We start from the raw sequence: 26,570 nt of genomic DNA, 5'->3' as shown, positions 1-26,570 counted from the left end.
TGCCGAGACGGTCGGGGTGGGCCACCTGGCGGGTACCCCCTCCGTCCACCACGGCCTCGCGATCGTCGTCCGGGACCTGGATTCCAGCGCGGGGAGGACGAACTCCCTCGGGTCGCCCGGGCGGCGTCAGCCGCCGCCGGTCCCGCCGGTGCCGTCGTCACCGCCCGTCCCGTCGGCCTCCCGGGGCCCGCCCGGCGGGCAGTCGTCGCTGGAGCGGCCCGCCAGTCGGCCGCCGGGCTGCTCCACGGTCACCTGCGCGCTGCCCAGCGCCGGGTCCTGGCGCAGCCGGGCGACGGCGACCGTGCAGGCCAGCTGGTCGACTGCCGTGTCACTGAGGCTTCCCGCGCTCCGCGGCAGTTGGACGACGACCGCCGCTCCGTCGGTCCGGATGGTGGGGGCCACGGAGGCCCGCGGCAGCTCGGTCGTCAGCCCCGCCCGCTGTTCCGGGCCGTCCGGTCCCTCGAACAGCGTGAGTACGGTGCTGCCCAGATCGGTCCCGCCGGGCGCCGGGCGGGGCACCGCCACCAAAGCGCCGTCCTCGACGAAGTAGACCGGGACCGTGGGGACGGGTACGGCCTCGCTCTCGGCCTTCGACGGGGTGGGGGCCCTGCCCGGTTCCAGGACACCGGTCGCGGGTTCGCCCGCCTCGACGACACCGGTCGGGGGGATGCCGCAGGCGGAGAGCGGGAGCAGCACCGCCGTGAGCAGGAGGGGGAGCGCGAGTCGGGAGCCGCCGGCGGACGGTCTCGTGTCCGGGCCCGTCGTGGTCGTCGGCGTCGGCGTCGGCGGGTTCATGGTTGTTCCTCCTTCGCCTCGTGCGTCACCCGGTCCTGCGCGTCGTCCGGTCGCAGTGGGAGGACGACCGTGAAGACGGCGCCGCCGTCCGGGTGGTTGGCCGCCCGGACGGTACCGCCGTGCAGGCGTACGTTCTCCGTGGTGATGGCCAGGCCGAGGCCGCTGCCCTCGCTCCGGGTCCGGGCGCTGTCCGATTTGTAGAAGCGGTCGAAGACGTGCGGCAGGACACTGTCGGGGATGCCCTCGCCGCCGTCCCTGATCTCGAGGACCGCCCGCCTCCCCGCGTGGGGGCCGTCCTCTGCGCGGAGTCGGAGTCGGACGGGTGGAGCGCCGTGGCGAAAGGCGTTGGCGACGAGGTTCGCGACGACGACGTCGAGGCGGCGCGGGTCCACCCGGCCCCGCAGCGTGCCCGGTTCCGGCAGGCTGGTCTCCACGGTGTGCAGCCAGCCGCGGGAGGCGAGCGTGCGCCGTACGGACTCGGAGAGGTCGATCTCGTCCAGGTGCAGGGCGGCCGCGCCCGCGTCGAACCGGGAGATCTCCATCAGGTCGTCCACCAGGCCGGCCAGCTTCGTGGTCTCCTCGCTGATGAGGCGTACCGCCATCGCGGTGTCGTCGTCCAGGCCGGCCGCGTCCTCGTCCAGCACGTCCGTCACCGCCGACATCGCCGCGAGCGGGGTGCGCAGTTCGTGCGAGACGTCCGCGGCGAAGCGACGGGCGCCGGCCTCCATGCGGCGCAGTTCCGAGACCGACCCCTCCAGCGCCGCGGCCGTCTCGTTGAAGGTGCGGGACAGATCGGCGAGTTCGTCGGAGCCCTGCACCGCGAGCCGGGTGTCCAGGCGGCCTTCGGCGATACTGCGGGTCGCCCGCCGCAGCGCCCGCACGGGCCGCAGCACCCCGCGCGCGGCCAGGAGGGCGATCAGTACGGCCAGGGCCAGGGCGGGCACGGTGGCGCGTTCGATCGCGCTGACCAGCGCGTCGACGTAGCCCTGTTCCTCCTGCTGGGGGACGGTGAGGTAGACCTCGAGTCCGGAGGCGCGCCGTTCGGTGCCGTACGGGCCCGCGTAGGTGACGGGCATGCCGACGACGAGTGCGGAGCGGCCGTCCCGGGTCACCCGCTGGAACACCGTGGCGCGGCGGGATCGGACGGACTCGCGCATCGCCGGGGACAGTTCCCGGAACAGGTCGCCGGGGACCGACGTGGCACTCGTCTCCCGGTAGGCGACCAGCACGCGCCAGCTCGGGGACCGCCCGCCGCGCGACACGTCGATGGCGAACGACCGCAGGTCGGACTCGTCGGGTGGGAACCGGTAGTTGGGAACCAGCGTGTTGACCCGGTGCCGGAAGTCCTCGATCACCGTGTCCTGGCTCTGCTGCAGGACCCCGGTACGCGCCTCGCGGAAGGTCAGCGCGCCGGTGGTCACCGTGGCCACGACGGCGACCAGGGTGAAGGCCACCACCAGCCGCACGCGCAGGCCGCTCAGCGCGCGCGGCACCCGTGGAACTCTCACCGGGGCCCGAAACGGTAGCCGAAGCCGCGCACGGTGTGGACGTACCGGGGGCTGCCCGCGGGCTCGCCGATCTTGGACCGCAGGCGCTTGACGCAGGCGTCCACGAGCCGTGCGTCCCCGTGGTAGTTGTGCTCCCACACGGCTTCCAGGAGCTGCTGGCGGCTGAACACCTGCCCGGCCGAGGCGGACAGGGTGAGCAGCAGCCGCAGTTCGGAGGGGCCGAGGGCGACGGGCCGTCCCTGGTGGGTGACGGTGAGCCCGGCCCGGTCGATGACCAGGTCACCGTGGTGTTCGGGACGGGACGTGCCGTGGTCCTCCGACGCGCCGCCCACACGGCGCAGCACCGCGCGGATGCGGGCGTCCAGTACGCGGGCGCGGACCGGCTTGACCACGTAGTCGTCCGCGCCGGCCTCCAGGCCGACGACGATGTCGGTGTCGTCGCCGCGGGCGGTGGCCATGATGATCGGCAGCTGGTCGTGGGCACGTATCCGACGGCACACCTCCAGGCCCGACAGGCCGGGCAGCATCAGGTCGAGGATCACGGCGTCGGGCCTGAAGGTCCGCAGCTGCTCCAGTCCGTCCTCGCCGGTAGCGGCCGCGGCGACCTCGTGTCCCTGGCGGCGCAGGGCGAGGCGCACGCCCTCCCGGACGGCGCGGTCGTCTTCGATGATCAGGACCCGTGGCATGGATCTCAGTATGCGTATGAACGTGCGAACGCCCTCGCTCGGGTGGCGGCTGTTACACAGCGGTCCACAAGCCGTCCACGGACGATCACACGGCCGGTGCAGGCTTCGTGATCATGAACGCGCACCGCTCGACACCCTCGCCGTCCTCCGACGCGGCCCGTCGGCGCCGCGGGCGCCGCGCCCGCCGCAGACGGGGCGGAAGGCCGCCGTTGCTGTGGGTGGGACTCGCAGCCGGCGTCGTGCTGCTGCTCGCCGGCGGTCTTGTCCTCGAGGACCGGACACAGGAGTCCTCCCGGGGCTCCTCCGATGCCGCGGGGGCGCCCTCGGCCTCCGAGCGGCCCGCGTCACGCGAGGCCGTCGAAACGCAGGAGGCGAAGAAGGACGAGCCCGGGGCCGAGGAGGAGAAGGAGACGGAGAAGAGCCCGGACCCCGACTCGATTCCGTCTTCGGGACCCGGGACGTTCGCCACCGCGGGCGGCGGCGGCGACCGGGTCGGCGGGAGCGGACGGACGCTGACCTACGTGGTCCAGGTCGAGGACGGCATCGGGATATCGGCCCGGGACGTCGCGGTCGAGGTCGAGGACATCCTGGCCGACGAGCGGGGCTGGACGGCCGACGGGGAGGTGGGCTTCCGGCGGGTTTCCGGCGGCACGTCCGACTTCCGGGTACGGCTGGCCACGGCGGCGACGGTGGACGACATATGCGGCCAGTACGGTCTGGACACCGGCGGCGAGGTCAACTGCAACGTGGGACAGGACGTCATGGTCAACCTCAAGCGGTGGCTGCTGGCCACGCAGTACTACGCCGACGACGTGACGTCCTACCGGGCTCTGATCATCAACCACGAGGTCGGGCACTTCCTCGGTCACGGCCACGAGGGGTGCCCCGGATCCGGGCGGCCGGCCCCGGTGATGATGCAGCAGATCAAGGGGCTGCACGGGTGCCGGACCAATGTCTGGCCCTACGACGGCGAGGGCCGGCCCGTCACCGGGCCGGCCGTCGGCTGAGCGCTCGGGCGGCTGTGGAGAACCGGGAAGTCACCGGTGCCGGTCGGGTTCGGACGAGGAGCAGTCCGGATTCCGGCAGGTGCCCGGGTGCCACTCCGGGACGTAGATCCCGAGAGTCTTGTGTCGTTTGATCTCCGCGGGGACATGGTGCCCGCAGGACGGGCAGATTTTCCCACGCTGCGATTCCGTCTGCCGCGTCTGCTGCGATTCGGCGTCCCGCGTTGTGGTCCGCGTCGCTTCTGTCCGCTGCGTGTGACTGTCCATGATCCTCACGTCCACGTCAGTGAGAGTTTTTGGAAGCTTTTGCTTCCACTTTACCCTCATTCGTCTCGTCGGCAGGGCGCCGCAGGCTCAGGATCACCGATACCGCGAGAATCACGACGATGACCGCCAGGCTCACCGGGGACGGAATCTCCGGCACGGACGGGCTGACCATCTTGTGCGTCGCCTGGAGGATGAGCTTGACACCGATGAACCCGAGGATGACCGCCAGGCCCTTGCTCAGGTAGTGGAAGCGGTCCAGCAGCCCCGACAGCAGGAAGTACAGGGCCCGCAGGCCCAGGATGGCGAAGGCGTTGCTGGTGTAGACGATGAAGGTGTCGTCGCTGACGGCGAGCACCGCCGGCACACTGTCCACGGCGAAGATCAGGTCGGCCGCTTCGATCGCGGCGACGACGGCGAGCAAGGGCGTCGCCACGTGCTTGCCCGCTTCCTTCACGAAGAACTTCTGGCCCGCGTAGGTGTCCCGCACCGGGATGACCTTGCGCAGGAGCCGGACCGCGAAGCTCTTGCCCGGGTCGAAGCTCTCCTCCTCGCCCTTGAGAATCTTGTAGACGCTGTAGAAGAGGATGGCCGCGAAGACGAACAGAACGGCGGTGAACCTGCTGACCACGGCGATGCCGGCGGCGAGGAAGAGGCCGCGGAACACCAGGGCGCCGATGACGCCGAAGAAGAGAACCCGGTGCTGGTATTCGCGGGGCACTTTGAAATAGGCGAAGATCAGGGCGAAGACGAAGAGGTTGTCGACCGAAAGGCTCTTCTCCAGCAGCCACGCGGTGGTGTACTCCGTGCCCGCCGTCGTGCCGAGGACGAGGAAGACGACCGCGCCGAAGACGAGGGCGAGCCCCACCCACAGCGCGCTCCAGGCCGCCGCCTCCTTGAACCCGATGACATGAGCGCCGCGGTGGGCCAGCAGGTCGATGACGAGCGACACGACCACGGTTGCGGCGAAGGCTATCCAGAGCCAGAACGGCACATCGAACATGCGGGCCTCGCAATGATCCGCAGGGACACACCCCTACACACGAGTGTGCCCCATGTGACGCCGGCCGGGGTGGTTCGCGCCGCTCACCGGTCCTCGGTCACCGGACGGGGCCGCAGTGCCTCGGACGTCACGCCATTGGCCTTGGCCGCGTCGGCGAGGGCCTGGGCGGCGGCCTCCGCGGCCTGCGCGGTGTCGCTGGCCGCCTGGGCGACGCCCTCGTCGGAGGGCTTCTCCCGGGTGGCGGGCGACTGCGGCAGAGCCTCGGTGAAGGCGCGGGACACCCCCTGGAGCGCGGAGGTGACCTCGCTGGGGATGACCCAGAAGGTACTGCCCGAGCCCTGCGCGAGCTGAGGCAGCACCTGGAGGTACTGGTAGGCGAGGAGCTTGGGGTCGGGGTCGTTGCGGTGCACGGCCTGGAAGACCTCGTCGATGGCCCGGGACTGCCCTTCGGCCTTGAGGATCTCGGCGGTACGGTTGCCCTCCGCGCGCAGGACGGCGGCCTGCTTGTCACCCTCGGCGGTGAGGATCTGCGACTGGCGCTGCCCTTCCGCGCCGAGGATCGCGGCCCGCTTGTCCCGTTCGGCCCGCATCTGCTTCTGCATGGCGTCCTTGATGGACTGCGGCGGGTCGATGGCCTTGATCTCCACCCGGTTCACTCGCAGCCCCCACTTGCCGGTGGCCTCGTCGAGCACCCCGCGGAGCTGGTTGTTGATGGTGTCGCGCGAGGTGAGGGTCTTCTCCAGATCCATGGACCCGACGACATTGCGCAAGGTGGTGACGGTGAGCTGCTCCACCGCCTGGAGGAAATTCGCGATCTCGTAGAAGGCCGCACGCGGATCGGTCACCTGGAAATACAGCACGGTGTCGATCTCGACCACCAGGTTGTCCTCGGTGATGACCGGTTGCGGTTTGAAGGAGACGACCTGTTCCCGCAGATCGATCACCGGATAGACGCGGTCGATGTACGGAATGACGAGGTTGAGTCCGGGTTTCAGCGTGCGGAGGTAGCGGCCGAGCCGTTCGACATTGCGGGCGCGGGCCTGCGGAACGATGCGCACCGCCCGCACCACGGTGAAAACCGCGAGAAGCGCGACGATCACACCGGCGACGAGAAACGCCGAGGCTTCCATGGTCACTCCCGGGGGTAGACGAGGGCGGTGGACCCGCTGATCTCCATGACGTCGACGGTCTTTCCCCGAGGAATCACCAGCGTCTCGTCATAGGAACGGGCCGTCCATTCCTCACCGCCGATACGGACCCTGCCCTCCATACCCGTCACCTCGGAGACGACGTAGGCGGCCTGGCCGACCAGGGCGTCGACACCGAACCGCTCCGTCTGGGGCTGGAGGACGTGGCGCAGCGCGACGGGGCGCACGAAGAGAACGGTGACCGTGGCGACGACGGTGAAAACGAGGAACTGGAAAGGCGGTGAAAGTCCGGCCGCCGCGGACCCGGCGGTGATCAGCGCGGCCGCACCCAGCATTCCGAGCGCGGCGGTGAGGGTGAAGATCTCCGCCACGATCAGAACCGCCGCGACGATCAACCAGATCAGCCATGGATCCATGACGACCCCCTCCTGAACGGTGCGGGTGCGCGAATGGCTGGACGTATACCTCTATTTTCACCTGCTTACAGGAAAACAGAACCCATTCGGTACTGTCACCGGTCTGTCCGAAGAACGTGCGCCGGAAGAGGGTCCCCCTGGTCACCGCCATGGGGGTCAACGTGGTATGGGACGGCCCCTTGCGCCGTGTGGTGCCGTGGAGTGGGCTGTGCCTCATGAAGAAGCGAAATCTCGCGGCGGTGACCGCTGCCCTGGTCGTCGTCCCCCTTTTGACGGCGGGTGCGCCGGGGCAGCGCGCGGAGGCCTCCGCACCGCATGCCGTCGGTTCGTCGCCGCCCGCCGGCGCGCCGCTCGTCCACGGAGTGGACCTCGACACGGTGACGATCCCCGAGTTGCAGGCGCGCATGAAGCGCGGGTCGCTGACCTCGTCGGCCCTGACCCGGGCGTACCTGCGGCGGATCGAGGCCGTCGACCCCAGGATCAACGCGGTGCTGCGCACCAGCCCGACAGCCCTGCGGCAGGCCGCCGCCAGCGACGCCAGGCATCGTCGCGGCACGGTCCGTGGCCCGCTGGACGGCATCCCGGTCCTGCTCAAGGACAACGTGAACACCCGCGACATGCCGACGACCGCCGGGTCGCTGGCGCTGGCCGGTGACCCGCCGGACACGGACGCGGTCCTGGTCGAAAGGCTGCGGGCAGCGGGCGCGGTGATCCTCGGCAAGGCCAACATGTCCGAATGGGCCAACTTCCGCGCGGCGAAGCCGACGTCGGGGTGGTCGGCGGTCGGCGGACAGACGAACAACCCTTACGTCCTGGACCGCAATCCCTGCGGATCGTCCTCCGGTTCGGCCGCCGCGCTCGCCGCGTCACTGGCCCAGGTGGCGATCGGCACCGAGACGGACGGCTCCATCGTGTGCCCGGCCGGGATGAACGGGGTGGTCGGCCACAAGCCTAGCCTCGGGCTGGTCAGCCAGTCGGGCGTCGTGCCGATCTCCGCCGAGCAGGACACGGCGGGCCCCATGGCGCGCAACGTGGTCGACACGGCGCTCACCCTTTCGGTGCTCAGCGGCCGTGACACCGTGCGCGCCGGCGGCGCCCTCGGCCTCACGGACGCGGGCACGCGTCCCGGCGGTCTGCGCGGCAAGCGGATCGGCCTGTGGCGGCTTCCCTCGCTCGGCACGGAGGTGGACGCCCTGATGACCCGCACGGCGGCACGACTGCGCGCCGCGGGTGCCCGGGTCGTCGAGGTGACCCCGCCGTACCAGGAGCGCCTCGCCGAACTCGAGTTCCCGGCGCTGCTGAGCGAGTTCCACCGGGACATCGACGCCTACCTCGCCACCCGCGGCGGGCCCCGGAACCTCGCCGAGCTGATCGAGTTCAACCGCGCCCACCCGGCCGAACAGACCTGTTTCGCCGGTCAGGAACTGTTCGAGCAGGCGCTGGCGGCCCCTCCCACCACCGATCCCGAGTACCGGGCGATGCGTGCCGAGTTGACGGATCTCTCCCGGCGGTCCATCGACGAGACCATGGCCGCGCACGACCTGGACGCCATCGCCTCCCCGGCGAATCCGCCCGCGTGGACGACCGACTGCGCGCGGGGTGACGACGACGTGATCCCGTCGTCCACCCCGGCGGCCGTCGCCGGGTACCCGTCGCTGTCCGTTCCCGCCGGGTCCGTGGGCGAGCTGCCGGTCGGTCTGCTCCTGATGGCCGGGGACCACCAGGACGCCGAACTGCTGTCCCTGGGAGCGGCGGTCGAGCACCGGCTGGACGCCTGGCGAGCACCCCGGTACCTGCCCACGTCGCCGTCCGGCGCGCCCCGGCCGAGCGACCGCTGACCGTACCGGCCGCGGGCCTTCGGCCGGGTCGGCGCGCGCTCCGCCGAGCGCGCGCCGACCCGGCGTCGCTCACCCGGCCGCGCAGGCGCCGAGGTCCTCCCAGACGCCCCACTCACCGGTGGTGCCGGGCTCCTCGCCCGTCACCCACCATTTGGCGCGCCAGTTGTGCCCGTCGAGGGAGACGGTGTCGCCGCCGTTGTAGACGCTCCCGGCGTTCCACGCCGCCGCGGCGCAGTCGCCCGGCTCACCGCCGCCGCCGTCACCTCCCCCGTCACCGCCGCCGTCGCCGCCACCGCCGATGTTGACGTCGATGCAGGAGTAGAAGGCGTTGCCGGTGTCCGCCACGTTCCAGACCGCGAGTACCTTCTGACGGCCGGTGAAGCCCCCGAAGTCCACCTGGTGACTGACGTCCGGGGCGGGCTGGGCGCCGTGACCGTCGAATTCGGCGATCTTCTGGTTCCCGATGAAGTACTGCCAGGTGTCGGTGGCGTGGCGTGCCGTGTGGTGCCAGGTGAAGGTGTGCGTCGCGCCGACCGGCGTGACCCGCCAGCCCAGGCTGTCGTCGTCGAGTTCGGCGAACTGGCTGTTGCCGCCGCTGCAGCTGCTCAGGCCCTTCGGCCCCTCGACGCTCTGCGGCTCGTACTTGATCTGTCCGCAGTCGACGACACCCGCGGCGCACTGGTCCTGCCGGCTTCCGGGCGAGGTCACCCAGCCGTGGGCGTTCGCCGTGCTCGCCGGCAGGCTGACGGCGAGCAGGGGTGCGACCAGCGCTCCGACCGCGAGAGCCACCCGTCTTTTCGTGTTCATGCCATGCCCTTTCTTCCGATACGTCCATGCCGCCGTCCACCCCGCGGGGCTTGCCGTCACCGGCGCGAGTGGCACCGGTGACCGAGGACGGAGGCCGATATAGGTCTAGACCTAGCAGCACTAGGTCTAGACCATAGCCATGGACGGGATTCGGTCAAGTGCCTGAGCGAAGTGAACCGGCAAGCCCGGGCGCCGACTTCGGACCGCAGGCCGGCCCGGCGTCCCCCTTCGGCGGCCGGTCCCCCGAGGTCGCCCACGAGAGAGGAGCACCACGATGGAAGCGCTGGAAAGAAGCCGTGAGTACGCGATCGGACTCTTCCGCATGGTCATAGGCCTGCTGTTCGCCTGCCATGGAGCCGCGACCCTGTTCGACGTGCTGGGTGGTCCGCACGGAGCCGGGCCCGGGTTCGCCGAGTGGCCCGGCTGGTGGGCCGCGGTCGTCCAACTGCTCGGCGGCGCACTGGTGCTGTGCGGTCTGGGGACCCGGGCCGCCGCGGTCCTGTGTTCCGGGTCCATGGCGTACGCCTACTTCACCGAGCACCAGGCCGACGCGCTGTTTCCCATCGAGAACGGCGGCGAACCGGCAGTCATGTTCTGCTGGTCCTTTCTTCTCCTCGCCGCCATCGGCCCGGGCCGCTGGACACTCACCCCCCTTCTCCGCCTCCGGCGACGGACCGGCGCCCGGCGGATCGGGGCGCCGTCACTTCACTGAGAGACGGGCTCTCCGTAGACGCCCAGCTCGTGGATCGAGTAGCCCCAGGTGGTCTTCCGCTCGACACCCCGCACACGGACGTACCGCACCGCCTCCGTGGCGGCGAGCCGGACGACGTCGTTGCCGCAGGCGTCCGGGCGCTGTGTGGAGGCGGTGGTCCAGTTCACGCCGTCCGGGGAGGTCTGGACGGTGTACTCCGTCGCGCACGCGCTCTCCCATGCGACGGTCACCGCCGCGACCGTCGCCGGAGCGGAGAGCTCCACCCGCACCCACTCGTCGTCCGAGTAGCCCGACGCCCAGCGGGTGCCCGTCAGCCCGTCGTTGACGTGCCGGGGAGCCAGGTGGTCGAGGTTCCGCTCCACGCTGGACGCGGACGCCGTCCCCTCGAGGGCCAGGTTCCTCCCGCCTCCCGCCGTGTCCCACAACCGCAGCCGGACGTCGGCCCGCACGAGGAAGGAGTCGAGTACTCCGTCGCCGACCTTGGGCTGGACCTTGCCCCAGGAATTGCGCGGGGGGTCCACCCGTACGGCGCGGGCCTGCCGCTGGAGTTCGTTCGATTCGGCCAGCAGCCGGTCCGACGCCTCCTTGTCCCCTGCCTGGCGTTTCGCGAGGGCGTCGAGCATCCTCACCATCGCCTTGCCCCACAGTTCGGTGGCGTCCAGCCAGTCGGCCGCGTCGACGGTGAACCCCTCCTCCACCGCGCCGCCGCGGATGGTGGCCGGGGCTCGTTCGACGGTGGTCGCGTAGGCCCGCAGTGCCGTGACGGCGGCGGCACGGTCCCCTTCGTCCCATGACGTCCAGAACTCCGTCACGCGGCGGGCGAGTTCGGGTGCCTGGGGCTGCCAGGGGGTGGCGCCGAAGGTGGGGGCCAGGTGTTCGAGGTCGCCGAAGACGAGCAGGGCCTCGGTGGCCTCGCGGTCGCCGTCCGCGAGGTAGGCCATGGCGCGCGGCCAGTTCTTCCTCGCGTCGTAGGCGCCGTCGTTCCAGGCGAAGTCCGCGGTGCCGAAGACGGCGACCTTGCTGGCGTACGGCTGGTTCATCGGGTTGGCCACGACGCCGGAGAGGTGCGCCGACAGGCCCGCCTCACGCTTGTCGTAGGGCGCGAGCAGCAGCCGGCCGCTGGTGTTGCCGAAGTCGTTGACCGGATAGTTGTCCCAGACGCAGACCTTGCGTCCGAAGAGCTCCGACGCCTTGTCTGCCTCCTCATTGGTGATCTTCGGTGGTACGACGGCGGTACCGGTCCACATCACCTCGACCGCGGGGTCCAGGGTGTTGCGCAGGGTCTGTTTGTAGGCGGTGTCGGTGAGGTCGCCGTACTCGGTGGGCACCATCTGCAACGGCTGGGCGCCCTCGTGCGTGGCGACGAAGTCGCGCTGGACGTCGTTGAGCAGGTCGACCTGGGCCCGCGCGGCCGCTTCCCGGCCGGGGTCGCCGAACGCCTCCCGGTCGGCCTCGCAGTTCCACCGGGTGTAGCTGATGTCGTCGAGCGGGATGGAGAACGCGCGGGTGCCCAGGTCGTACAGCGCCTGGAGTTTGGCCTTGAGGGCCTCGCGGTCGGCGGGGTCGGAGTAGCAGATCGACTCCCCCGGAGAGACGGCGAAGGTGAAGCGCACGTGATTGGCGGTGGCCCGCCGCACGAGCTCACCCAGTTCGTTCAGCTTGTCCGCCGGGTAGGGTTCGCGCCACTTGCCCCGGTGGTGCGGGTCGTCCTTGGGCGCGTAGATGTAGGTGTTCGCCTTGACGTCTCCGTAGAAGTCCATCTGGTCGAGGCGTTCGGCGTGCGTCCACGGTTGTCCGTAGAAGCCCTCGATGGTGCCCCGCAGCGGCATCGACGGGAAGTCGCTCACCCGCGCACCCGCGACCTTCCAGGCCTTGCCGCCGGCCCGGACGAACAGCTGACGCAGGGTCTGCACCGCGTAGAACTGCCCGGCCGCGTCCTCGCCGCCGAGGGTGACCTCCGCGCCCGGCCGGGCTCCCTTGACGCGCAGGGCGTAGCCCTCGTCGCGGCCGGGCGCCCGGGTGTCCCCCAGTGCCGCCGCGATGTCGGGGCGCGTGGCCGGGCCGAGCCGTACGGTGAGCAGGCCGGCGGCGGCACCGGGGATCTCTTCGGGGGCGACGATGTCGACCCGGTGGGCGCCGTGCGATCTCAGCTCCCGGACGAGACGGTCGCGGGCACCGGCGTCCGTACCCTCGTCGGCCACGACGAGCACGCGGCCGGTCACCACGGCGTCACGCCCCTCGCGGGCGAGGTTCCGCGGGGTCGGTGACACCGGCGGCAGCGGGGACGCGGCCGCGTGGTCGGCCGCATCGGTCACGGCGGCATCGGTCGGGGCGGAACCGGTCAGGGCGGTTTCCGTCACGGCGGTGGCCGGTAGTGCCTCGAGCATCATGGTGCTTGCGATTGCGAAGCAGAGACCGGCCGCTGCGGTGGCTTTCGCACGTCTTGCCATGAGACCTCCACGCATGGTCTGGACCATTAATTGCCCTGTCCTGACGATGATGAGGGATGGAGGCAGGCAGAGGTAAGACGTATGGGGTCTAGACCTCTCGCCCGGTCACCTTTACTCTGGCCAACGCCGCCGGCCCGACCGGCGCCGTGCTGGCGCGGACGACCAACTCGGGCTCGACGGACGCGGGCTCCGGCGCCGCGCCCGGGTCCGTGATGTGCCGCAGCAGGTGGGCGACCGCGAGGGCTCCCATCTCGGTGAAGGGCTGGGCCACCGTGGTCAGCGAGGGCGAGCAGTACTCGGCCAGCGCGATGTCGTCCACACCCACTACGGAGATGTCCTGCGGCACCCGCCGGCCCAGTTCGTGCAGGGCGCGGATCACCCCGAAGGCCATCTCGTCGCTCGCCACGAACACCGCGGTGACGTCGGGGATCTTGCCCAGGACCAGCCCGTTGCGATACCCGGAGGCCGGTGTCCAGTCGCCCTCCAGCACCGGCGGCACGGACAGTCCGGCCGCCTGAAGGGTGTCGCGCCAGCCGACGCGGCGGCTGGCGGCGTCGAGCCACTCCTGGGGCCCCGCGACATGCCAGACGGTCTCGTGGCCCAGCTCGATCAGGTGACGTGTCGCCAGACGTGCCGCCAGGGTCTGGTCGACGGCGACGACCTCGGTTGCCGAGGTCCTCGATCCGTCGACGGTGACGGTCGGCACCGAGCGGGTGAGCCGCTCGATCCTCGGACTCACATGGACCAGCGGGACCGAGAGGATGACCCCCTCGACGCCCTGCTCCGCCAGCCGGGACAACGCCCCCTCGATCGCCGCGGTGTCCAGCGACGCGGTGGTCGCGGTGCTGACCGCGTACCCGGCCTCGCGTGCCGCGGTCTCGATGCCGAACGTCAGGTTCGTGCGCGAGTAGAAGTTGGTCTGCAGCGTCACGACCCCGATCGTCCGGCTGCGCCCCGACGACAGCACGCGCGCCGCGTTGTTCTTGCGGTAGCCGAGCTGTTCGACGGCGGCGAGCACCTTGGCGCGGGTCCTCTGCTGGACGTTGGGGTGGCCGGCCAGGGTCCGGGACACCGTCTGGGCGGAGACCCCGGCGAGCCGGGCGACGTCGGCCATGCCGGGATGCCGCGCGACGCCGTCGTCGGCCGTCCGCCTGCTCACGGGCCTCTTGCCGGCACCCGGTGTTTCCGATGACATCGCTCGCCTCTCCGGAGACGACGCGGCCCCGGCCGCGCCGTAGCAGATGGTGTCCCGCTCGGCAGTCTAGCCACGTGGGCACCATTGGCATCGATAACATCCTCCTCTGCCAAGTTCCCGCCGGCGCAGAGATCCGGGCTGGTCAGTTCTGTGCAGTGAGCCGTAGGCGACGCCGAGAGGACGGAGTGGCAACTGGACAGCAGCGACAACACCGCGACTCGGCCCAGTGGGCGGCCGCCGCGGAGATGCGCGTGTACGGCGTACCGGTGAACCTGCCTACGGGCTGTCCCGGGTGAACGCCCCGCCGCCGCCCGCCGAGCCGACGCGCGCGGATGTGAGAACTCACTCGAACGTCTCGACGTACTCCTCCTGCGGTCCGAGGTCGGGCCGGTCGTGCAGGGTGATCCGGTCACCGAGGCGTTCGAGTTCCAGCACGGTCAGGGTGTTGTCGCCGGGGTGCAGCAGGGGGCCGGGCAGATAGAGCGTGGTCTGGGGTCCGATCTCCCAGTACCGGCCCAGCAGGGTGCCGTTGACCCAGAGGAATCCCTTGCCGAATCCCGGCAGGGCGACGAAGGTGTCCGCGGGCTCGTCCACGGTAAGCGTGGCGGTGGCGAAGCCCGCCCTGCCGTCCGGCCGTGCCGCCGCCGCGGCGCGGGCCGTGTCCTGCCGTGTCCACTCGTCGAGCGGCAGCGGACGGATCGTCCAGCCGTGCACCAGCCGGCGTTCCACCCGCACCCCGCCGAGGATGCCCTTGCCCTGGCCGAGCAGGGGGCCGTAGTTGATCCGCCCCTGGTTCTCCACCAACAGCGCCAGCCGGACGGGTGCTCCGGTGCCGGCGACCGTGAACGAGGAACTCTCGCGGTCCAGTACGGCGGCGGGTGTGCCGTCGACGAAAACCTGGGCGCGGTCGTGCAGACCCGTGACGGTCACCTCGTGGTCCCCCGGCGGCAACAGCGGCTCGGCCTCGTAGAGTGCCAGGCCGGAGGCCAGGGAGAGTTCCTCGAAGCTGAGCGGCAGCGGTGCGTGCACCGGCTCGGCCGCCGCGCGCAGCGCGTCCAGCAGGGCCGCGTGCCGGGTGACCGGGAGCCGACGGGGCGCCAGCAGCGGCGGATCGGCGGGCAGCGGACGCTCGGCTCCGGCGCCGTCGATCGCGGTCAGCTTCTCCCTCAGGGCGTGGAACTTCGGCGTCAGGGCGCCGTTCTCGGCGATGGGGGCGTCCGAGTCGTAGCTGGTGACGGTCGGCCGGATCCGGCCGCCGTCGTGGTTGGCGCCCGCCCACAGGCCGAAGTTGGTGCCGCCGTGCGCCATGTAGAGGCTCACGGAGCCGCCCTCGTCGAGGATGTCGCCGACGGTCTCGGCCGCGCTCCGCGCCGACCGGATGTGGTGCTTCTCGCCCCAGTGGTCGAACCAGCCGTTCCAGAACTCGGCGCAGAAGAAGGGCTCCCCGGGCCGGCGTGAGCGCAGCAGCTCCGCGGCCCGGTCGGGACGTGAGCCGAAGGTCGCCGCGGCCAGTTCGCCGGGCAGGGCGCCCCCGTCCTGCATCAGCGGGGTCGGTCCGTCCGCCGTGTAGAGCAGTTCGGTGACTCCGCGCGCGACGAGGGCGTCACGCACATGGCGGACGTAGGCGTGGTCGTCGCCGTAGCTGCCGTACTCGTTCTCGATCTGTACGGCCACGACCGGCCCGCCCCGGATGGTCTGGAGGTCGGCGACGCGCGGGATCAGCTCGTCGAACCAGCGGTCGACCGCTGCCAGGAAGGGGCCGTGGGAGGTGCGCAGCCGCATGCCGGGCGTGCCGGTCAGCCAGGCGGGCAGCCCGCCGTTGTCCCACTCGGCGCAGATGTACGGGCCCGGCCGCACGATGACGTCCAGTCCCTCCGCCTGGGCCAGCCGGGCGAACCGGCCCAGGTCGCGCGGGCCGTCGAAGCGGATGTCGCCCTCGGCGCGCTCGTGGAAGTTCCACGGGACGTAGGTGTCCACCGTGTTCAGGCCGAGGGCGGCCAGCCGCCGGAGCCGGTCGGCCCACTGCTCGGGGCGGACCCTGAAGTAGTGCAGCGATCCCGAAAGGACGCGGTGCGGGCGCCCGTCCCGCAGGAGGACGCCGTCGCCGTACGTCAGGGTGGCGGGCGGGGACGTGCTCACGTGACGGCTCCAGCGGTCGGGAGGGGGCGAGGACATAGGAGGGCACCAGCGGTCGGAAGTTGGAACTATGGCAGAGAATGTTATCGATGCCAATGCACTCGGTTTCCGTACGCCAGCAGTTGCTGCCTCGCTGATCCTTTCCTATGAGAGCGATGCCATCAGCTTCTCCAAGGCGCCGCCTCCTCCAGCCGCGCCGCCAGGGCCAGCAGGACTCCCTCTCCGCCCAGGTCCGCGGCGAACTGGACGCCGAGCGGCAGACCGTTCGCACGGTCGTGGCCGAAGGGGACGGACATCGCCGGCATCCCCGTGACGTTGTGGACGCTGGTGAAGGCGGCGTAGACGGAGGCGTGCCGGTAGATCGACTCCGGGTCGGCCGTGTCGAGGGTGCCGAGCGGCGGGGTCGGCTGCGCGAGGGTCGGGCTGAGCAGGACGTCGAACTCGCCGAAGACCGTGCCCATCTCCCAGCCGATCTCCTGGGCCCGGCGCAGCGCCCGGCTGACGTCGGCCGCGGGAAGGGCCCGGTAGTGCTCGTACAGGACGCGGGTGAACGGCTCGACGTCGTCGTCGGCCAGGGGCCTGCCGAGGTGTGCGAGCCGGGCGTCGATCTGGGCGACGAGGTCGGCGCCCATCAGAACGCCCGAGGTGCGGCCCACGTCGGCGGGGTGGTAGCGGGCGGTGGTCTCGACGACCTCGTGGCCGAGCCGTTCGCACAGCCGGGCCGCCGCGCGCGCCGCCCCGGCGCACTCCGGGTGCACGGCCGGGCCCTGCGGCAGCTCCGTCAGCAGGCCGATCCGCAGCCGGCCCGGGTCGCGGCGGGCCAGTTCGGCGAAGGACGCGGCCGGCTCCGGGGCGGCGTACGCGTCGCCGGGCAACGGGCCGGCGGCCACGTCGAGGAGCAGAGCGCTGTCCCGGACGGTCGTGGTGACGGCGTGGTGTGCGGAGACGAGTCCCGACAGGGTGGTGGGCCGGGGCGCGGGTGAGACGCGGCCCCGGCTGGGCTTGAGTCCGAACAGTCCGCAGGCCGCCGCCGGGATGCGGATGGAGCCGCCGCCGTCGCTGGCGTGTGCCACCGGGACCATACCGGCCGCCACCGCCGCCGCCGAGCCGCCGCTGGAGCCGCCTGCCGAGTGCGCGCCGCTCCACGGGTTGCGGGTGGGGCCCAAGAGCGCCGGTTCGGTGGAGGCGTTGAGGCCCAGTTCGGGGGTGTTGGTGGTACCGAGGACGACCGCGCCGGCCCGCCGGTAGCGGGCCACGAGTTCGCTGTCGCCCCGGGCCACGACGTCCGCGAACAGGCGGCTGCCGCCCGTCGCGGGCAGGCCCTCCACCTCGGTGCCGAGGTCCTTGACGAGCAGCGGTACGCCGTGCAGCGGGCCGTCGGGCAGGCCCGCGGCCACTTCGGCGAGGGCTGCCTCGAACCGGGTGTGCACGACCGCGTTGAGGCCGGGGTCGAGCTTCTCGATGCGGGCGATCGCCTGCTCGGTGACGGTACGGGCGTCGCTCTCGCCGTTGCGGACGGAGGCCGCGGTGGCGACCGCGTCGGGGCTCCTCACGCCGCCGCCAGGACCCCTCACCTCACCGTCGGGGCCCCTCACGCCACGTACCCCGCGGGCTTGCCCCAGGTGTCGCGGCGGGTGGTGCCGCGGTCGACCAGGACGCAGCGGGTGCCGGTGAAGTTGGTCGGCATGCACTTGTTGCAGTGGATGCACAGCGACGGCGTGGCGGCGTCGTCGCGCAGGCGGTTGACCAGGTCGGGCTCCCGCAGCAGGGACCGCGCCATGGCCACGAACTCGAAGCCCTCGCGCATCGCGAGGTCCATGACGGGCTTGTCGGTGATGCCGCCGAGCAGGATCATCGGCAGCTTCACGGCGGCGCGGATCTGCCGGGCGTCCTCGAGGAGGTAGGCGTCCCGGTAGGGGTAGCTGTGCAGGAACCGGCCGCCGACCATCTTCACGCCGAGCTTGATCGGCTGCGGCATGATCGCGGCGAACTCCTTGAGCGGGGCATCGCCCTTGAAGAGGTACATCGGGTTGAGCAGGGAGCTGCCCGCGGTCATCTCCAGGGCGTCGACGGTGCCGTCCTGTTCGAGCCACTGCGTCACGGGGATGGCCTCGTCGAGCCAGAAGCCGCCGGGCACGCCGTCGTCCATGTTCATCTTCGCGATGACCGCGATGCGGTCGCCGACCGCGTCGCGGACGGCTCGCATGATCTCCCGGGCGAACCGGGCGCGGTTCTCCAGGCTGCCGCCGTAGGCGTCGGTGCGGTGGTTGACCCGAGGGCTGAGGAAGGAGCTGGCCAGGTAGTTGTGGCCCAGGTGCACCTCGACGGCGTCGAAGCCGGCCTCGATGGCGCGGCGCGCGGCCTCGGCGTGTGCCTCGGTGATGCGCCGGATGTCGGCGAGGGACGCCTCCTGGGCCCAGCTGATGGTGGTGGCGTGGAAGTGCCTGGACGGGGAGAGGGCGGGAGCGCCGTTGCCCTTGGGGTTGGCGACGGGACCGCCGTGGCCGATCTGCGCCGAGACCGCGGCGCCCTCGGCGTGCACCGCGTCGGTGAGGACCCGCAGGCCCGGCATCGCCTCGTCGGTCCAGTGGATCTGGTGGCGGTCGGTGCGTCCCTCCTTGGCGACCGCGCAGTAGGCGACGGTCGTCATGCCGACGCCGCCGCGGGCGTAGGCGACGTGGAAGTCGACGAGGTCCTTGGTGACCAGGGACTTGTGGCTGAGCCCCTCGTAGGTGGCGGCCTTGATGACGCGGTTGCGCAGCTCGACGGGGCCCAGCTTGGCGGGAGCCAGGACGTCGGGGGCCTCGGGAGTGCGGGGGGCGTCGGGGGTGGGGGGCGTGGCGCTGGTGGTCACGGGTGGTTCCTCCTCGGTTCGGCGTGGTGGCAGGCGATCCGGTGGCCGGGGCGGATCTCGCGCGGGGCGGGTTCCTCGGCGGCGCACCGTTCGGTGGCCAGCGGGCAGCGGGTGCGGAAGCGGCAGCCCGAGGGCGGGTTCAGCGGTGAGGGGAGCTCGGCGGCCGCACCGGGACCGTCGTCGGTGGCGGCGGCGGCGGCCTCGGCGGTGCCCAGCTGGGCTTCGGGGAGGGAAGCGAGCAGCAGCCGGGTGTAGGGGTGCGCGGCCTCGTGCTGCATTCCGTCGGAGGGCAGGACCTCGCAGACCTTGCCGAGGTACATGACCATGACGCGGTCGCTGATGTTCTTCACCACGGACACGTCGTGGGCGATGAAGACCATGCTCAGCGCGCGCCGACGGGTCGTCGTCTGAAGGAGGTTGAGGATCTGCGCCTGCACGGACACGTCCAGGCTGGAGACGGGTTCGTCGCAGATCAGGACCTCGGGGTCGAGCATGAGGGCGCGGGCGATGCAGACCCGCTGGCACTGGCCGCCGGACAGTTCGTGCGGCCGGCGGTCCCGTACGGTCGCGGGGTCGAGGCCGACGTCGCGCAGGGCGGCGTCGACGCGGGCGTCCTTGTCGCGGGTGTCGTCGCCGGCGCCCCAGATCGAGGGGCCTTCCCACACCAGGTCCCTGACCCTGCGGCGCGGGTTCAGGGCGGAGACGGGGTCCTGCATGATGATCTGCATCCGGGCGCGGGCCCGGCGCAGCTGACCGGGGGCGAGGCCGGTGAGGGTGACGTCACCGAGGCGGACGGTGCCCGAGTCGGGGGGCGGCAGTTGGATCAGGGACCGGCCGACGGTGGACTTGCCGCAGCCCGACTCGCCCAGGATGCCGAGGGTTTCGCCGGCCGCGACCTCCAGTGTGACGCCGGAGACCGCGTGCACCTTCTGCCCTCGTCCGGCCGGGAACTCGACTACGAGGTCGGTCGCCGTCAGTGCGGGGGCCTCTCGGGTGGTGGTCATACGGTGGCCTCCTCGGCGGCGCCCAGAGGGTGGTGGCAGGCGACGACGCCGCCGGCGTCGCGGTCACCGGCGTATCCGGTGAGGTCGGGGGCGTCGGTGGCGCAGCGGTCGGTCGCCGCGTCGCAGCGCGGGGCGAACCGGCATCCGGGGGGCGGGTGCAGCAGGTTGGGCGGGCGGCCCTCGATGGCGGGCAGCAGGGTGTGCGGGGGCAGGTCCAGGCGCGGGATCGACGCGATGAGGGCACTGCTGTAGGGGTGGCGGGGGCGGTCGAAGACGGCGGCGGTGTCCGCGTACTCGACGAGGCGACCCGCGTACATGACCGCGACGCGGTCGGTGCGGCCCGCGACGGTGGCGAGGTCGTGGCTGATGAGGACGGTCGCCATGCGCAGTTCCTCGGCGAGAAGGGCCAGCAGGTCCAGGATCTGCTTCTGCACCGTGACGTCGAGCGCGGTGGTGGGTTCGTCGGCGATGAGCAGGCGGGGGCCGCAGGCGAGGGCCATGGCGATGACGACGCGCTGGCGCATGCCGCCGGACAGTTCGTGCGGGTACTGGCCGGCGCGCCGGGACGGCTCGGGGATGCCGACCTGGCGGAGCAGGTCGACGGCCCGGTCCCGCGCCTCGGCGCGGCTCAGGCCGAGATGGAGCCGGAGGCTCTCGGTGAGGTGGGTGCCGACCCTTTTCACCGGGTTCAGGGAGGTCATCGGATCCTGGAAGACCATGGCGACGTCGGTGCCCCACAGGGCTCGCCGTCCAGCGGCGGTGAGGGCGTGGACGTCCTTGCCACCGATCAGGACGGTGCCGGAGACGGTGGTGCCGGGGCCGTCGGTGATCAGGCCCATGAGGGTGCGGCCGAGCACGGACTTGCCCGACCCCGACTCGCCGACGATGCCGAGGGTCTCGCCCTCGGACAGGGTGAGGGAGACGCCGTCGACGGCCTGCACCGGGCCGCGCAGGGTGTGGAAGGCGGTGCGTACGTCGGTGGCGCTCAGCAGCGGGGGTGCGTCGGTGCCGGGGGCGGGCGCCGGTGTGGTGGTCACGGTCTCTCGCTCCGGGGTCACAGTTTCACGCTCCGGGAGTCCCAGCGTCCGCGAGCCTTCTCGCCGACGATGTTGAAGGCGAACACGGTGAGGAAGAGGAAGGCGCCGGGCACGAGCACGATGTGCGGGTGCTCCTCGAAGACCTCGCCCTCGCCCTCGGCGATCATGTTTCCCCAGGTCGGTTCCGGCGGCTGGATGCCCAGTCCGAGGAAGCTGAGGGAGGCCTCGGCGACGATGAGCACCGAGATCATCACGACGGCCAGGGACAGCACGGGCAGCAGCACGTTGGGCAACAGTTCGCGCAGGAGGATGCGGGAGCGGGTGGCGCCCATGGCGCGGGCGGCGACGACGAACTCCCGGTTCGCGTAGGCCATGGTGGTGGCGCGGGCCAGGCGCACCATGCCGGGGATGGTGAGCAGCGCCAGTGAGAAGGCGACGTTGCGCAGGTGCGGCTGGAGCACGGTGGCCAGGGCGATGAGCAGGATGAGCGGGGGCACGGCGAGCAGCGAGTTGGTCGCGATGCCCACCGCCCGGTCGACGGTCTTCTGGAAGTAGCCGGCGACCATGCCGATCGCGCCGCCGACCACGGTGCCGAGGGCCACCGCGGACAGGGAGATGAGCAGCGAGGAGCGGGCCCCGTACAGGGATCTGGCGAGCAGGTCGAGGCCGAAGGCGTTGGTGCCGAGGGGGTGGGTGCCGGTGAACGTCGGGGTGGCGAAGACGGGTTCGGCGACGGTGCTCGCGACGTCCCGGTCCTCGGCGAGCGGCAGCCACGGCGCGCAGAGGATGGCGAGGCCGAGCAGCAGGAGCCAGCCCGCGCCGAACCAGAAGACCACGTCGAAGCCGGGCCCCGCCCACAGCTTGCCGAGCCGGGAGGCGCCGGCGAGCAGCACGCCGAGGCCGAGCAGCGCGACGGCGGCCTTGGCGGGCGTGACCAGCTGGGGCGTGGTCGCGCCGAAGACCAGCAGGACGAGGCCGGCGACGGTCAGGGTCGCGGCGGTGAGCAGGGGCGGCGGGAAGGCGGTCCGCGTGCGCGGAGCGATGTCAGACATGGACACGTCGCGTCCTCGGGTCGAGGTAGCCGTAGGAGAGGTCGATGCCGGCGTTGATCACCACGTAGATCACGGCGATGGTGAGCACGGCGCCCTGGACCATCGGGTAGTCGCCCTGGCCGGCGGCGTTGACGATGAGCGTTCCCATGCCGGGCAGCGAGAAGAGGTACTCGACGACGACGGTGGAGCCGATCAGCCGGCCGAGGCTGAGACCGAGCAGGGTGACCAGGGAGAACGAGGAGGGGCGCAGGGCGTCGGTGAACAGGATGCGCAGCGGGCTCATGCCCTTGGCGCGGGCGGCGAGGATGTAGTCCTCGCGCAGGGTGACGATGAGGTCGCCGCGCAGGACCCGGGTGAACATGGCGAGTTCGGCGAGGGCGACGGTCAGGGCGGGCAGGAAGGCGTGGTGCAGGTTGCCCAGCAGGTCGCCGTCGCCGATCCGTACCCATTCGGAACGCGGGAACCAGCCGGCCGAGTTGACCAGGACGAGGATCAGGAGCAGTCCGGCCAGGAAGCTGGGCACGGACAGCACGCCGAAAGTGCCGGCGCCGATGATCCGGTCGGCGGCCGAGCCCTCCCGGTACGCCGACCACATGGCCAGCGGCACCGCGATCAGCAGGGCGATGAGCAGACCGAGTGCCGCGATCTCGAAGCTGACGGGCAGCGCGGACAGCACCCGGTCCATGACGTCGCTCTGCGGCGGTACGACGGACCGCCCGAGGTCGCCGGTGAGCACGCCGCCCAGCCAGTCGAGGTAGCGGGTGACCAGTGGCTCGTCGAGGCCGAGTTCGGTGCGGAGTGCGGCGTACTCGGCGGGGGCCCGGCCGGCCCCGAGGATGTCGACCGCGGGGTCGCCGGGCATCAGGACCACCAGGGAGAACACCCCGATGCTCGCGATGAACAGCACGCCGACGAGTTCCAGCACCCGAAGGGCCAGTCGGCGCAGCGCGGCGGGACTCATGGTTCCTCCAGATCTGCCCGGCGTGGCCGGGCCGGGGGCCGCGGGGGTCACTGGCTGATCCAGGCCTCGCCGAAGAGGGCCATGTACTCGTCGGTCGGCACGATGCCGTGCACGTTCTCGCCCCAGGCGGTGAAGGCGGCGCTGGCACCGAGGTTGACGACCGGGACGTCCTCGTTGAACAGCGTCTGGATGTCGTCGAGGACCCGCTGGGTCTGTGTCTCGTCGGCCGCGCCCTGCAGTTCCACGAGCAGCTGGTCCATCTTCGGGTTGGCGTAGCCGCCGGGGTTGCCGTAGCTCTTGGAGTTCAGGACGCTCTGCAGGCGGTGGTAGGGGTCGCTCTCGGAGACGCTCGCCGCGCCTCGGCTGATATCGAAGTCGTGCTCCACGTAGGTCTTGGCGACCCGGTCGGCGATGGAGGAGACCATGTCCAGTTCGACCTTGAATCCGACGCGTTCCAGCATCGCCTTGGTGACGACGGCCTTGGCCCGGGAGACGGGGTCGGTGCCGTCCATGTAGGTGAGGGTGCCGTCGTAGCCGTCCTTCTTGGCCTCGGCGAGGAGCTTCCTGGCCTGGTCGAGGTCGATGCCGAGCGGCTTCACGTCGGAGTGCCAACGCGACTCGGGCGGGAAGATCTCCTGGCCGGGCAGGCCCTTGCCGTCGTAGGCGCGTTCGGTGTCGAGGGCGGGGTCGAGGGCCAGGGCCATGGCCTTGCGGACCCGGAGGTCGGCGCCGGGCCGGCCGTCGCGGGTGTTGATGGTGACCATGTTGCCGAGGCCGGTCAGGGTCAGTTCGCCGGGGTGGCCCTCCTTGACCGCCTCGTCGACGACGTCGGGGCCGCGCATGTACACCACGTCGGCCGTGCCGTCGTTCAGCGCCTCCAGCTTGGCGCGGTCGGACTGCGGCCAGGTGAAGCGGAGCGCGTCGAGGTGGGGCTCGCCCTTCCAGTAGTTCTTGTTCGCCTTGAGGACCATCTCCTCCTGGGGGGCGTACTCGCCCAGGGTGAAGGCGCCGGCTCCGATCGGCTTGAACGTCTTTCCGGCGTACGCGGCGGGCGCCACGATCATGCCGGGTGCCTGGGCGAGCATCGCGGGGAAGGTGGCCCAGGAGTTGCGGAGGGTGAAGACGACGGTGGAGTCGTTGGGGGCTTCCATCTTCGCGAGGTTCGGGGCGAGCAGGGCCGTGTCGGCGCCCTTGTTCTCCTGGTACCACTCGATGCTGGCGATGACGGCCTTCGCGTCGAGAGGGGTGCCGTCGGAGAACTCGACGCCGTCGCGGAGTTGCAGGGTCCAGGTCTTGGCGTCGTCGGCGGAGCGCAGGGATTCGGCCAGCCACGGTTCGTACTTCTGGGCGGCGGTGTCGTAGCGCATCAGCACGTCGTAGACGGCGGCGAGCGCGGAGCCGCCGGAGGCGCCCGTGGCGTAGGTGACGGCAGGGCTGAGGCTGCGGGCCTCGGCGTAGTCCGCGAAGTGCAGGGTGCCGCCGCGGACCGGTTTGCCCCCGTCGGGCTGCTCGCCGACGCTCCCGAAGGTGTAGCGGCCGCGCTCGGCCTTCTGCTGCTCTCCGCTGCCGCTGTCCCCGTCGTCGGGCGAGACGCACGCGGAGGTGAGCATCGCCGCGGCGGCCAGGGCTGCGGCGAGGCGGGCTCGCGCCCGTGGTGCTCGCTTCATGTGTTCCTCCAGATGTCCGGTGACTGGCGGGGAGCGGGAGCGGTGGGGGGAGGCGGGGGGCGGTCCGGGGCCGGATGCGGTGGGGGACGCCGGGTGAGGGACGCTCGGGAGGGCGCCCTGTCGGGATGCCCGGTCGGGACGCCCGGTGGGGACGCCGGGTGGGGGGACGCTACGGCCGACGAAATCCAGCCGACGTGACGCATCCCACTCACCGGGAGCCCGGTGGGGCGGGTCCCGCGCGGGTGGGGTGCCCCTTCGGGGCCCGTCCGCGCCGTGACACGGTGTCCCAGTGACCGGAACCGGCCGGGCGGCGATGCCCCGTCCGAGGCCGACACTGACCTCGACCGCGATCCCAGTGGAGTTCCCGACGCACCAGGAGTCCCCGATGCCCAGCGACACGGATCACCGCTCCGCCGCCCTTGCCCGCGTGGCCGCGCTCACCGGCCCGGGCGGCCCGTTCGAGCTTGCCGACGACGACGTGCTGGGCACCCGGCTGCCGGTGTTCACCCACCGGCAGCGGGCCCTGCACGAGGTGCTGCACGCGTCCGTCGCGCACGCCGGCCGCGACTACATCGTCACCGCGGACCGGCGCATCACCTTCGCCGAGCACGCCGCCCAGGTCGCCTCACTGGCGCGGGTGCTGCGCGAGGAGTACGGCGTCGCCAAGGGCGACCGGGTGGCCATCGCCGCCGCCAACTCCCCCGAGTGGATCCAGACCTTCTGGGCCACGGTGTCGATCGGTGCGGTGGCCGTAGGGTTCAACGGGTGGTGGTCGGCGCGCGAGATGGCCCACGGCATCGACAACGCGGAGCCGGCGCTGGTGGTGGCCGACGCGAGGCAGTCGGCGAAGCTGGCCGACTGCCCGGTGCCGGTGCTGTCGCTGGAGGACGACGTACGCCGCTTCCTCACCGCCCGTCCCGACGCGCCGCTGCCGTCCGCCGACGTCGCCGAGGACGACCCGGCCGTCATCCTCTACACGTCGGGCACCTCGGGCCGCCCCAAGGGCGCCGTGCACACCCATCGCAACCTGCTGGCCGTCGTGGAGTACCACCGGCTGAACGACGCCCTGCTGCGGGAGTTCGGTGACCCGCTGGCCGCCGAGGACCGCGTCTACCTGCTCACCCTGCCGCTGTTCCACATCGCGAGCCTGCACAATCTCGCCGTTCCGCGGCTGGCGACGGGCAGCCGGATCGCCCTGCACCAGGGGGCGTTCGACGTCGACGCGGTACTGGGCATGGTCGAGCGGGAACGCGTCACCAACTGGGGCGCGGTGCCCACGATGGCGCACCGGCTGCTCGAGCACGGCGGGGCCGACCAGTACGACACGTCGTCGCTGACCGCGTTCGCGCTGGCATCGGCGCCGTCGTCGACCGCGTTCAAGGAAAGGCTGCGGCGGGAGCTGCCGTTCGCGAAGGACTCGCTCGTGGACAGCTACGGGCTGACCGAGTCCTGCACCGCCATCGCCGCCGCGAACCCGCAGGAGCTGGCGGCGGCCCCCGGTACCCTCGGCCGGCCCGTGACCGGTGTCCGGCTGGAGATCCGCGACCCCGCCGGCGAGGTCCTCGGCGAGGGCGAGGAGGGTGAGGTGTGGGTGCGCAGCATGTACAACATGCTGGGCTACTGGCGTGATCCCGAGGCCACCCGGGACAGCATCGGCGCGGACCGCTGGCTGCGCACCGGAGACCTGGGGTGCCTGCGCGAGGGCCGGCTGTTCCTCGTCAGCCGCCGCTCGGATCTGATCATCCGCGGTGGTGAGAACGTCTATCCCGCCGAGGTCGAGACGGTGCTCGTCGAGCACCCGGACGTCGCGGAGTGCCTGGTCCTCGGTGTGCCGCATGCCGACCTCGGCCAGGAGGTGGCCGCCGTCGTGGTGCTCCGGCCGGGTTCCACCGTGACCGAGGAGGCGCTGCGGGAGTACGCGGCGAACGAGCTGGCCTATTTCAAGGTGCCGGGGCGCTGGCGGCTGACCACCGACGGGCTGCCGCGCAACGCGACCGGCAAGGTGATCCGGCACTCGGTGCGGATCTGAGCCC

Annotated in this window: 21 protein-coding genes; 4 read left to right on the top strand and 17 right to left on the bottom strand. The window is 71.7% G+C overall.

What is annotated here, in order from left to right:
- Nucleotides 1–126: 126 nt before the first annotated feature.
- Genes QC283_RS17145 through QC283_RS17135 form a run of 3 tightly spaced genes read right to left on the bottom strand, consistent with a single transcriptional unit; the run spans nt 127 to nt 2,989 of the window.
- Nucleotides 127–795, bottom strand: a complete 669-nt coding sequence (locus QC283_RS17145) for a hypothetical protein (protein ID WP_279562399.1) — start codon at nt 793–795, stop codon at nt 127–129.
- Nucleotides 792–2,288 carry a sensor histidine kinase gene (locus tag QC283_RS17140; RefSeq protein WP_279562398.1) on the bottom strand — a complete coding sequence of 499 codons (1,497 nt, stop codon included), beginning with the start codon at nt 2,286–2,288 and terminating at the stop codon, nt 792–794. The genes QC283_RS17145 and QC283_RS17140 overlap by 4 nt, the downstream gene beginning before the upstream one ends.
- 11 nt (nt 2,289–2,299) lie before the next feature.
- The gene (locus tag QC283_RS17135; protein WP_279562397.1) at nt 2,300–2,989 is read right to left on the bottom strand and encodes a response regulator transcription factor; all 690 of its coding nucleotides are present in this window, start codon (nt 2,987–2,989) and stop codon (nt 2,300–2,302) included.
- 113 nt (nt 2,990–3,102) lie between these two features.
- Between QC283_RS17135 and QC283_RS17130 the strand changes: the two genes are divergently transcribed.
- Nucleotides 3,103–3,996 (top strand): DUF3152 domain-containing protein, encoded by an 894-nt coding sequence (locus QC283_RS17130; protein WP_279562396.1) that lies wholly within the window; start codon nt 3,103–3,105, stop codon nt 3,994–3,996.
- 280 nt (nt 3,997–4,276) lie between these two features.
- Here QC283_RS17130 and QC283_RS17125 read toward each other — a convergent pair whose 3' ends face one another.
- From QC283_RS17125 to QC283_RS17115, 3 genes are all read right to left on the bottom strand, one after another.
- Nucleotides 4,277–5,260, bottom strand: a complete 984-nt coding sequence (locus QC283_RS17125; protein ID WP_279562395.1) for a TerC family protein — start codon at nt 5,258–5,260, stop codon at nt 4,277–4,279.
- A gap of 83 nt (nt 5,261–5,343) precedes the next feature.
- Entirely contained in the window at nt 5,344–6,390 is a 1,047-nt protein-coding gene (locus tag QC283_RS17120) for an SPFH domain-containing protein (RefSeq protein ID WP_279562394.1), read from the bottom strand.
- 2 nt (nt 6,391–6,392) lie between these two features.
- Complete coding sequence (locus tag QC283_RS17115; RefSeq protein WP_279562393.1) at nt 6,393–6,824, bottom strand: NfeD family protein; 432 nt, start codon at nt 6,822–6,824, stop codon at nt 6,393–6,395.
- A 215-nt stretch (nt 6,825–7,039) separates the two neighbouring features.
- On the opposite strand from QC283_RS17115, the gene QC283_RS17110 reads away from it, so the two are divergent.
- Nucleotides 7,040–8,662, top strand: a complete 1,623-nt coding sequence (locus tag QC283_RS17110) for an amidase (protein ID WP_279562392.1) — start codon at nt 7,040–7,042, stop codon at nt 8,660–8,662.
- Between the two features lie 69 nt (nt 8,663–8,731).
- On the opposite strand, the gene QC283_RS17105 is transcribed toward QC283_RS17110, so the two are convergent.
- Nucleotides 8,732–9,469, bottom strand: a complete 738-nt coding sequence (locus QC283_RS17105; RefSeq protein WP_279562391.1) for a lytic polysaccharide monooxygenase — start codon at nt 9,467–9,469, stop codon at nt 8,732–8,734.
- Nucleotides 9,470–9,743: 274 nt separating this feature from the next.
- On the opposite strand from QC283_RS17105, the gene QC283_RS17100 reads away from it, so the two are divergent.
- Nucleotides 9,744–10,181, top strand: a complete 438-nt coding sequence (locus tag QC283_RS17100) for a DoxX family protein (protein ID WP_279562390.1) — start codon at nt 9,744–9,746, stop codon at nt 10,179–10,181.
- On the opposite strand, the gene QC283_RS17095 is transcribed toward QC283_RS17100, so the two are convergent.
- The 10 genes from QC283_RS17095 to QC283_RS17050 all read right to left on the bottom strand — a co-directional run bounded on the left by QC283_RS17095 (nt 10,175) and on the right by QC283_RS17050 (nt 24,537).
- Entirely contained in the window at nt 10,175–12,541 is a 2,367-nt protein-coding gene (locus QC283_RS17095; protein WP_279562389.1) for a beta-N-acetylglucosaminidase domain-containing protein, read from the bottom strand. The two genes, QC283_RS17100 and QC283_RS17095, sit on opposite strands and share 7 nt — an antisense overlap.
- Before the next feature lie 178 nt (nt 12,542–12,719).
- The gene (locus QC283_RS17090; RefSeq protein WP_279562540.1) at nt 12,720–13,745 is read right to left on the bottom strand and encodes a LacI family DNA-binding transcriptional regulator; all 1,026 of its coding nucleotides are present in this window, start codon (nt 13,743–13,745) and stop codon (nt 12,720–12,722) included.
- Between the two features lie 423 nt (nt 13,746–14,168).
- On the bottom strand, nt 14,169–16,001 hold the full coding sequence (locus tag QC283_RS17085; RefSeq protein WP_443032620.1) for a glycoside hydrolase family 35 protein: 1,833 nt from the start codon (nt 15,999–16,001) through the stop codon (nt 14,169–14,171).
- Nucleotides 16,002–16,123: 122 nt separating this feature from the next.
- Nucleotides 16,124–17,515, bottom strand: a complete 1,392-nt coding sequence (locus QC283_RS17080) for an amidase (RefSeq protein WP_279562387.1) — start codon at nt 17,513–17,515, stop codon at nt 16,124–16,126.
- Nucleotides 17,516–17,553: 38 nt separating this feature from the next.
- Entirely contained in the window at nt 17,554–18,816 is a 1,263-nt protein-coding gene (locus QC283_RS17075; RefSeq protein WP_279562386.1) for an NADH:flavin oxidoreductase, read from the bottom strand.
- Nucleotides 18,813–19,820, bottom strand: coding sequence for an ABC transporter ATP-binding protein (locus QC283_RS17070; RefSeq protein WP_279562385.1), 1,008 nt, complete (start codon nt 19,818–19,820; stop codon nt 18,813–18,815). Before QC283_RS17070 ends, QC283_RS17075 begins: the two co-directional genes overlap by 4 nt.
- On the bottom strand, nt 19,817–20,857 hold the full coding sequence (locus QC283_RS17065) for an ABC transporter ATP-binding protein (RefSeq protein WP_279562384.1): 1,041 nt from the start codon (nt 20,855–20,857) through the stop codon (nt 19,817–19,819). The genes QC283_RS17070 and QC283_RS17065 overlap by 4 nt, the downstream gene beginning before the upstream one ends.
- A gap of 17 nt (nt 20,858–20,874) precedes the next feature.
- The gene (locus tag QC283_RS17060) at nt 20,875–21,909 is read right to left on the bottom strand and encodes an ABC transporter permease (protein WP_279562383.1); all 1,035 of its coding nucleotides are present in this window, start codon (nt 21,907–21,909) and stop codon (nt 20,875–20,877) included.
- The gene (locus QC283_RS17055) at nt 21,902–22,870 is read right to left on the bottom strand and encodes an ABC transporter permease (protein ID WP_279562382.1); all 969 of its coding nucleotides are present in this window, start codon (nt 22,868–22,870) and stop codon (nt 21,902–21,904) included. The genes QC283_RS17060 and QC283_RS17055 overlap by 8 nt, the downstream gene beginning before the upstream one ends.
- Nucleotides 22,871–22,917: 47 nt before the next feature.
- Nucleotides 22,918–24,537, bottom strand: a complete 1,620-nt coding sequence (locus QC283_RS17050) for an ABC transporter substrate-binding protein (protein WP_279562381.1) — start codon at nt 24,535–24,537, stop codon at nt 22,918–22,920.
- Between the two features lie 385 nt (nt 24,538–24,922).
- Between QC283_RS17050 and QC283_RS17045 the strand changes: the two genes are divergently transcribed.
- Nucleotides 24,923–26,566: a class I adenylate-forming enzyme family protein gene (locus QC283_RS17045; protein ID WP_279562380.1), complete on the top strand. Its 1,644-nt coding sequence runs from the start codon at nt 24,923–24,925 to the stop codon at nt 26,564–26,566.
- Nucleotides 26,567–26,570 lie beyond the last annotated feature (4 nt).

The sequence above is a fragment of the Streptomyces sp. DH41 genome, assembly GCF_029813785.1.
Classification (GTDB): Bacteria; Actinomycetota; Actinomycetes; order Streptomycetales; family Streptomycetaceae; genus Streptomyces.
The sequence above is the reverse complement of the archived record's forward strand: the minus strand, read 5'-3'. Positions and strand labels throughout refer to the sequence as shown.

Excerpts from the sequence above, each read along its gene's own strand:
- QC283_RS17125 (WP_279562395.1), bottom strand. The coding sequence starts at position 5,260 with ATGTTCGATGTGCCGTTCTGGCTCTGGATAGCCTTCGCCGCAACCGTG.
- QC283_RS17050 (WP_279562381.1), bottom strand. The coding sequence starts at position 24,537 with ATGAAGCGAGCACCACGGGCGCGAGCCCGCCTCGCCGCAGCCCTGGCC.
- QC283_RS17070 (WP_279562385.1), bottom strand. The coding sequence starts at position 19,820 with ATGACCACCACCCGAGAGGCCCCCGCACTGACGGCGACCGACCTCGTA.
- QC283_RS17085 (WP_443032620.1), bottom strand. The coding sequence starts at position 16,001 with ATGTCCTCGCCCCCTCCCGACCGCTGGAGCCGTCACGTGAGCACGTCC.
- QC283_RS17090 (WP_279562540.1), bottom strand. The coding sequence starts at position 13,745 with ATGGCCGACGTCGCCCGGCTCGCCGGGGTCTCCGCCCAGACGGTGTCC.
- QC283_RS17135 (WP_279562397.1), bottom strand. The coding sequence starts at position 2,989 with ATGCCACGGGTCCTGATCATCGAAGACGACCGCGCCGTCCGGGAGGGC.
- QC283_RS17045 (WP_279562380.1), top strand. The coding sequence starts at position 24,923 with ATGCCCAGCGACACGGATCACCGCTCCGCCGCCCTTGCCCGCGTGGCC.
- QC283_RS17120 (WP_279562394.1), bottom strand. The coding sequence starts at position 6,390 with ATGGAAGCCTCGGCGTTTCTCGTCGCCGGTGTGATCGTCGCGCTTCTC.
- QC283_RS17105 (WP_279562391.1), bottom strand. The coding sequence starts at position 9,469 with ATGAACACGAAAAGACGGGTGGCTCTCGCGGTCGGAGCGCTGGTCGCA.
- QC283_RS17145 (WP_279562399.1), bottom strand. The coding sequence starts at position 795 with ATGAACCCGCCGACGCCGACGCCGACGACCACGACGGGCCCGGACACG.
- QC283_RS17100 (WP_279562390.1), top strand. The coding sequence starts at position 9,744 with ATGGAAGCGCTGGAAAGAAGCCGTGAGTACGCGATCGGACTCTTCCGC.
- QC283_RS17115 (WP_279562393.1), bottom strand. The coding sequence starts at position 6,824 with ATGGATCCATGGCTGATCTGGTTGATCGTCGCGGCGGTTCTGATCGTG.
- QC283_RS17055 (WP_279562382.1), bottom strand. The coding sequence starts at position 22,870 with ATGAGTCCCGCCGCGCTGCGCCGACTGGCCCTTCGGGTGCTGGAACTC.
- QC283_RS17130 (WP_279562396.1), top strand. The coding sequence starts at position 3,103 with ATGAACGCGCACCGCTCGACACCCTCGCCGTCCTCCGACGCGGCCCGT.
- QC283_RS17060 (WP_279562383.1), bottom strand. The coding sequence starts at position 21,909 with ATGTCTGACATCGCTCCGCGCACGCGGACCGCCTTCCCGCCGCCCCTG.
- QC283_RS17110 (WP_279562392.1), top strand. The coding sequence starts at position 7,040 with ATGAAGAAGCGAAATCTCGCGGCGGTGACCGCTGCCCTGGTCGTCGTC.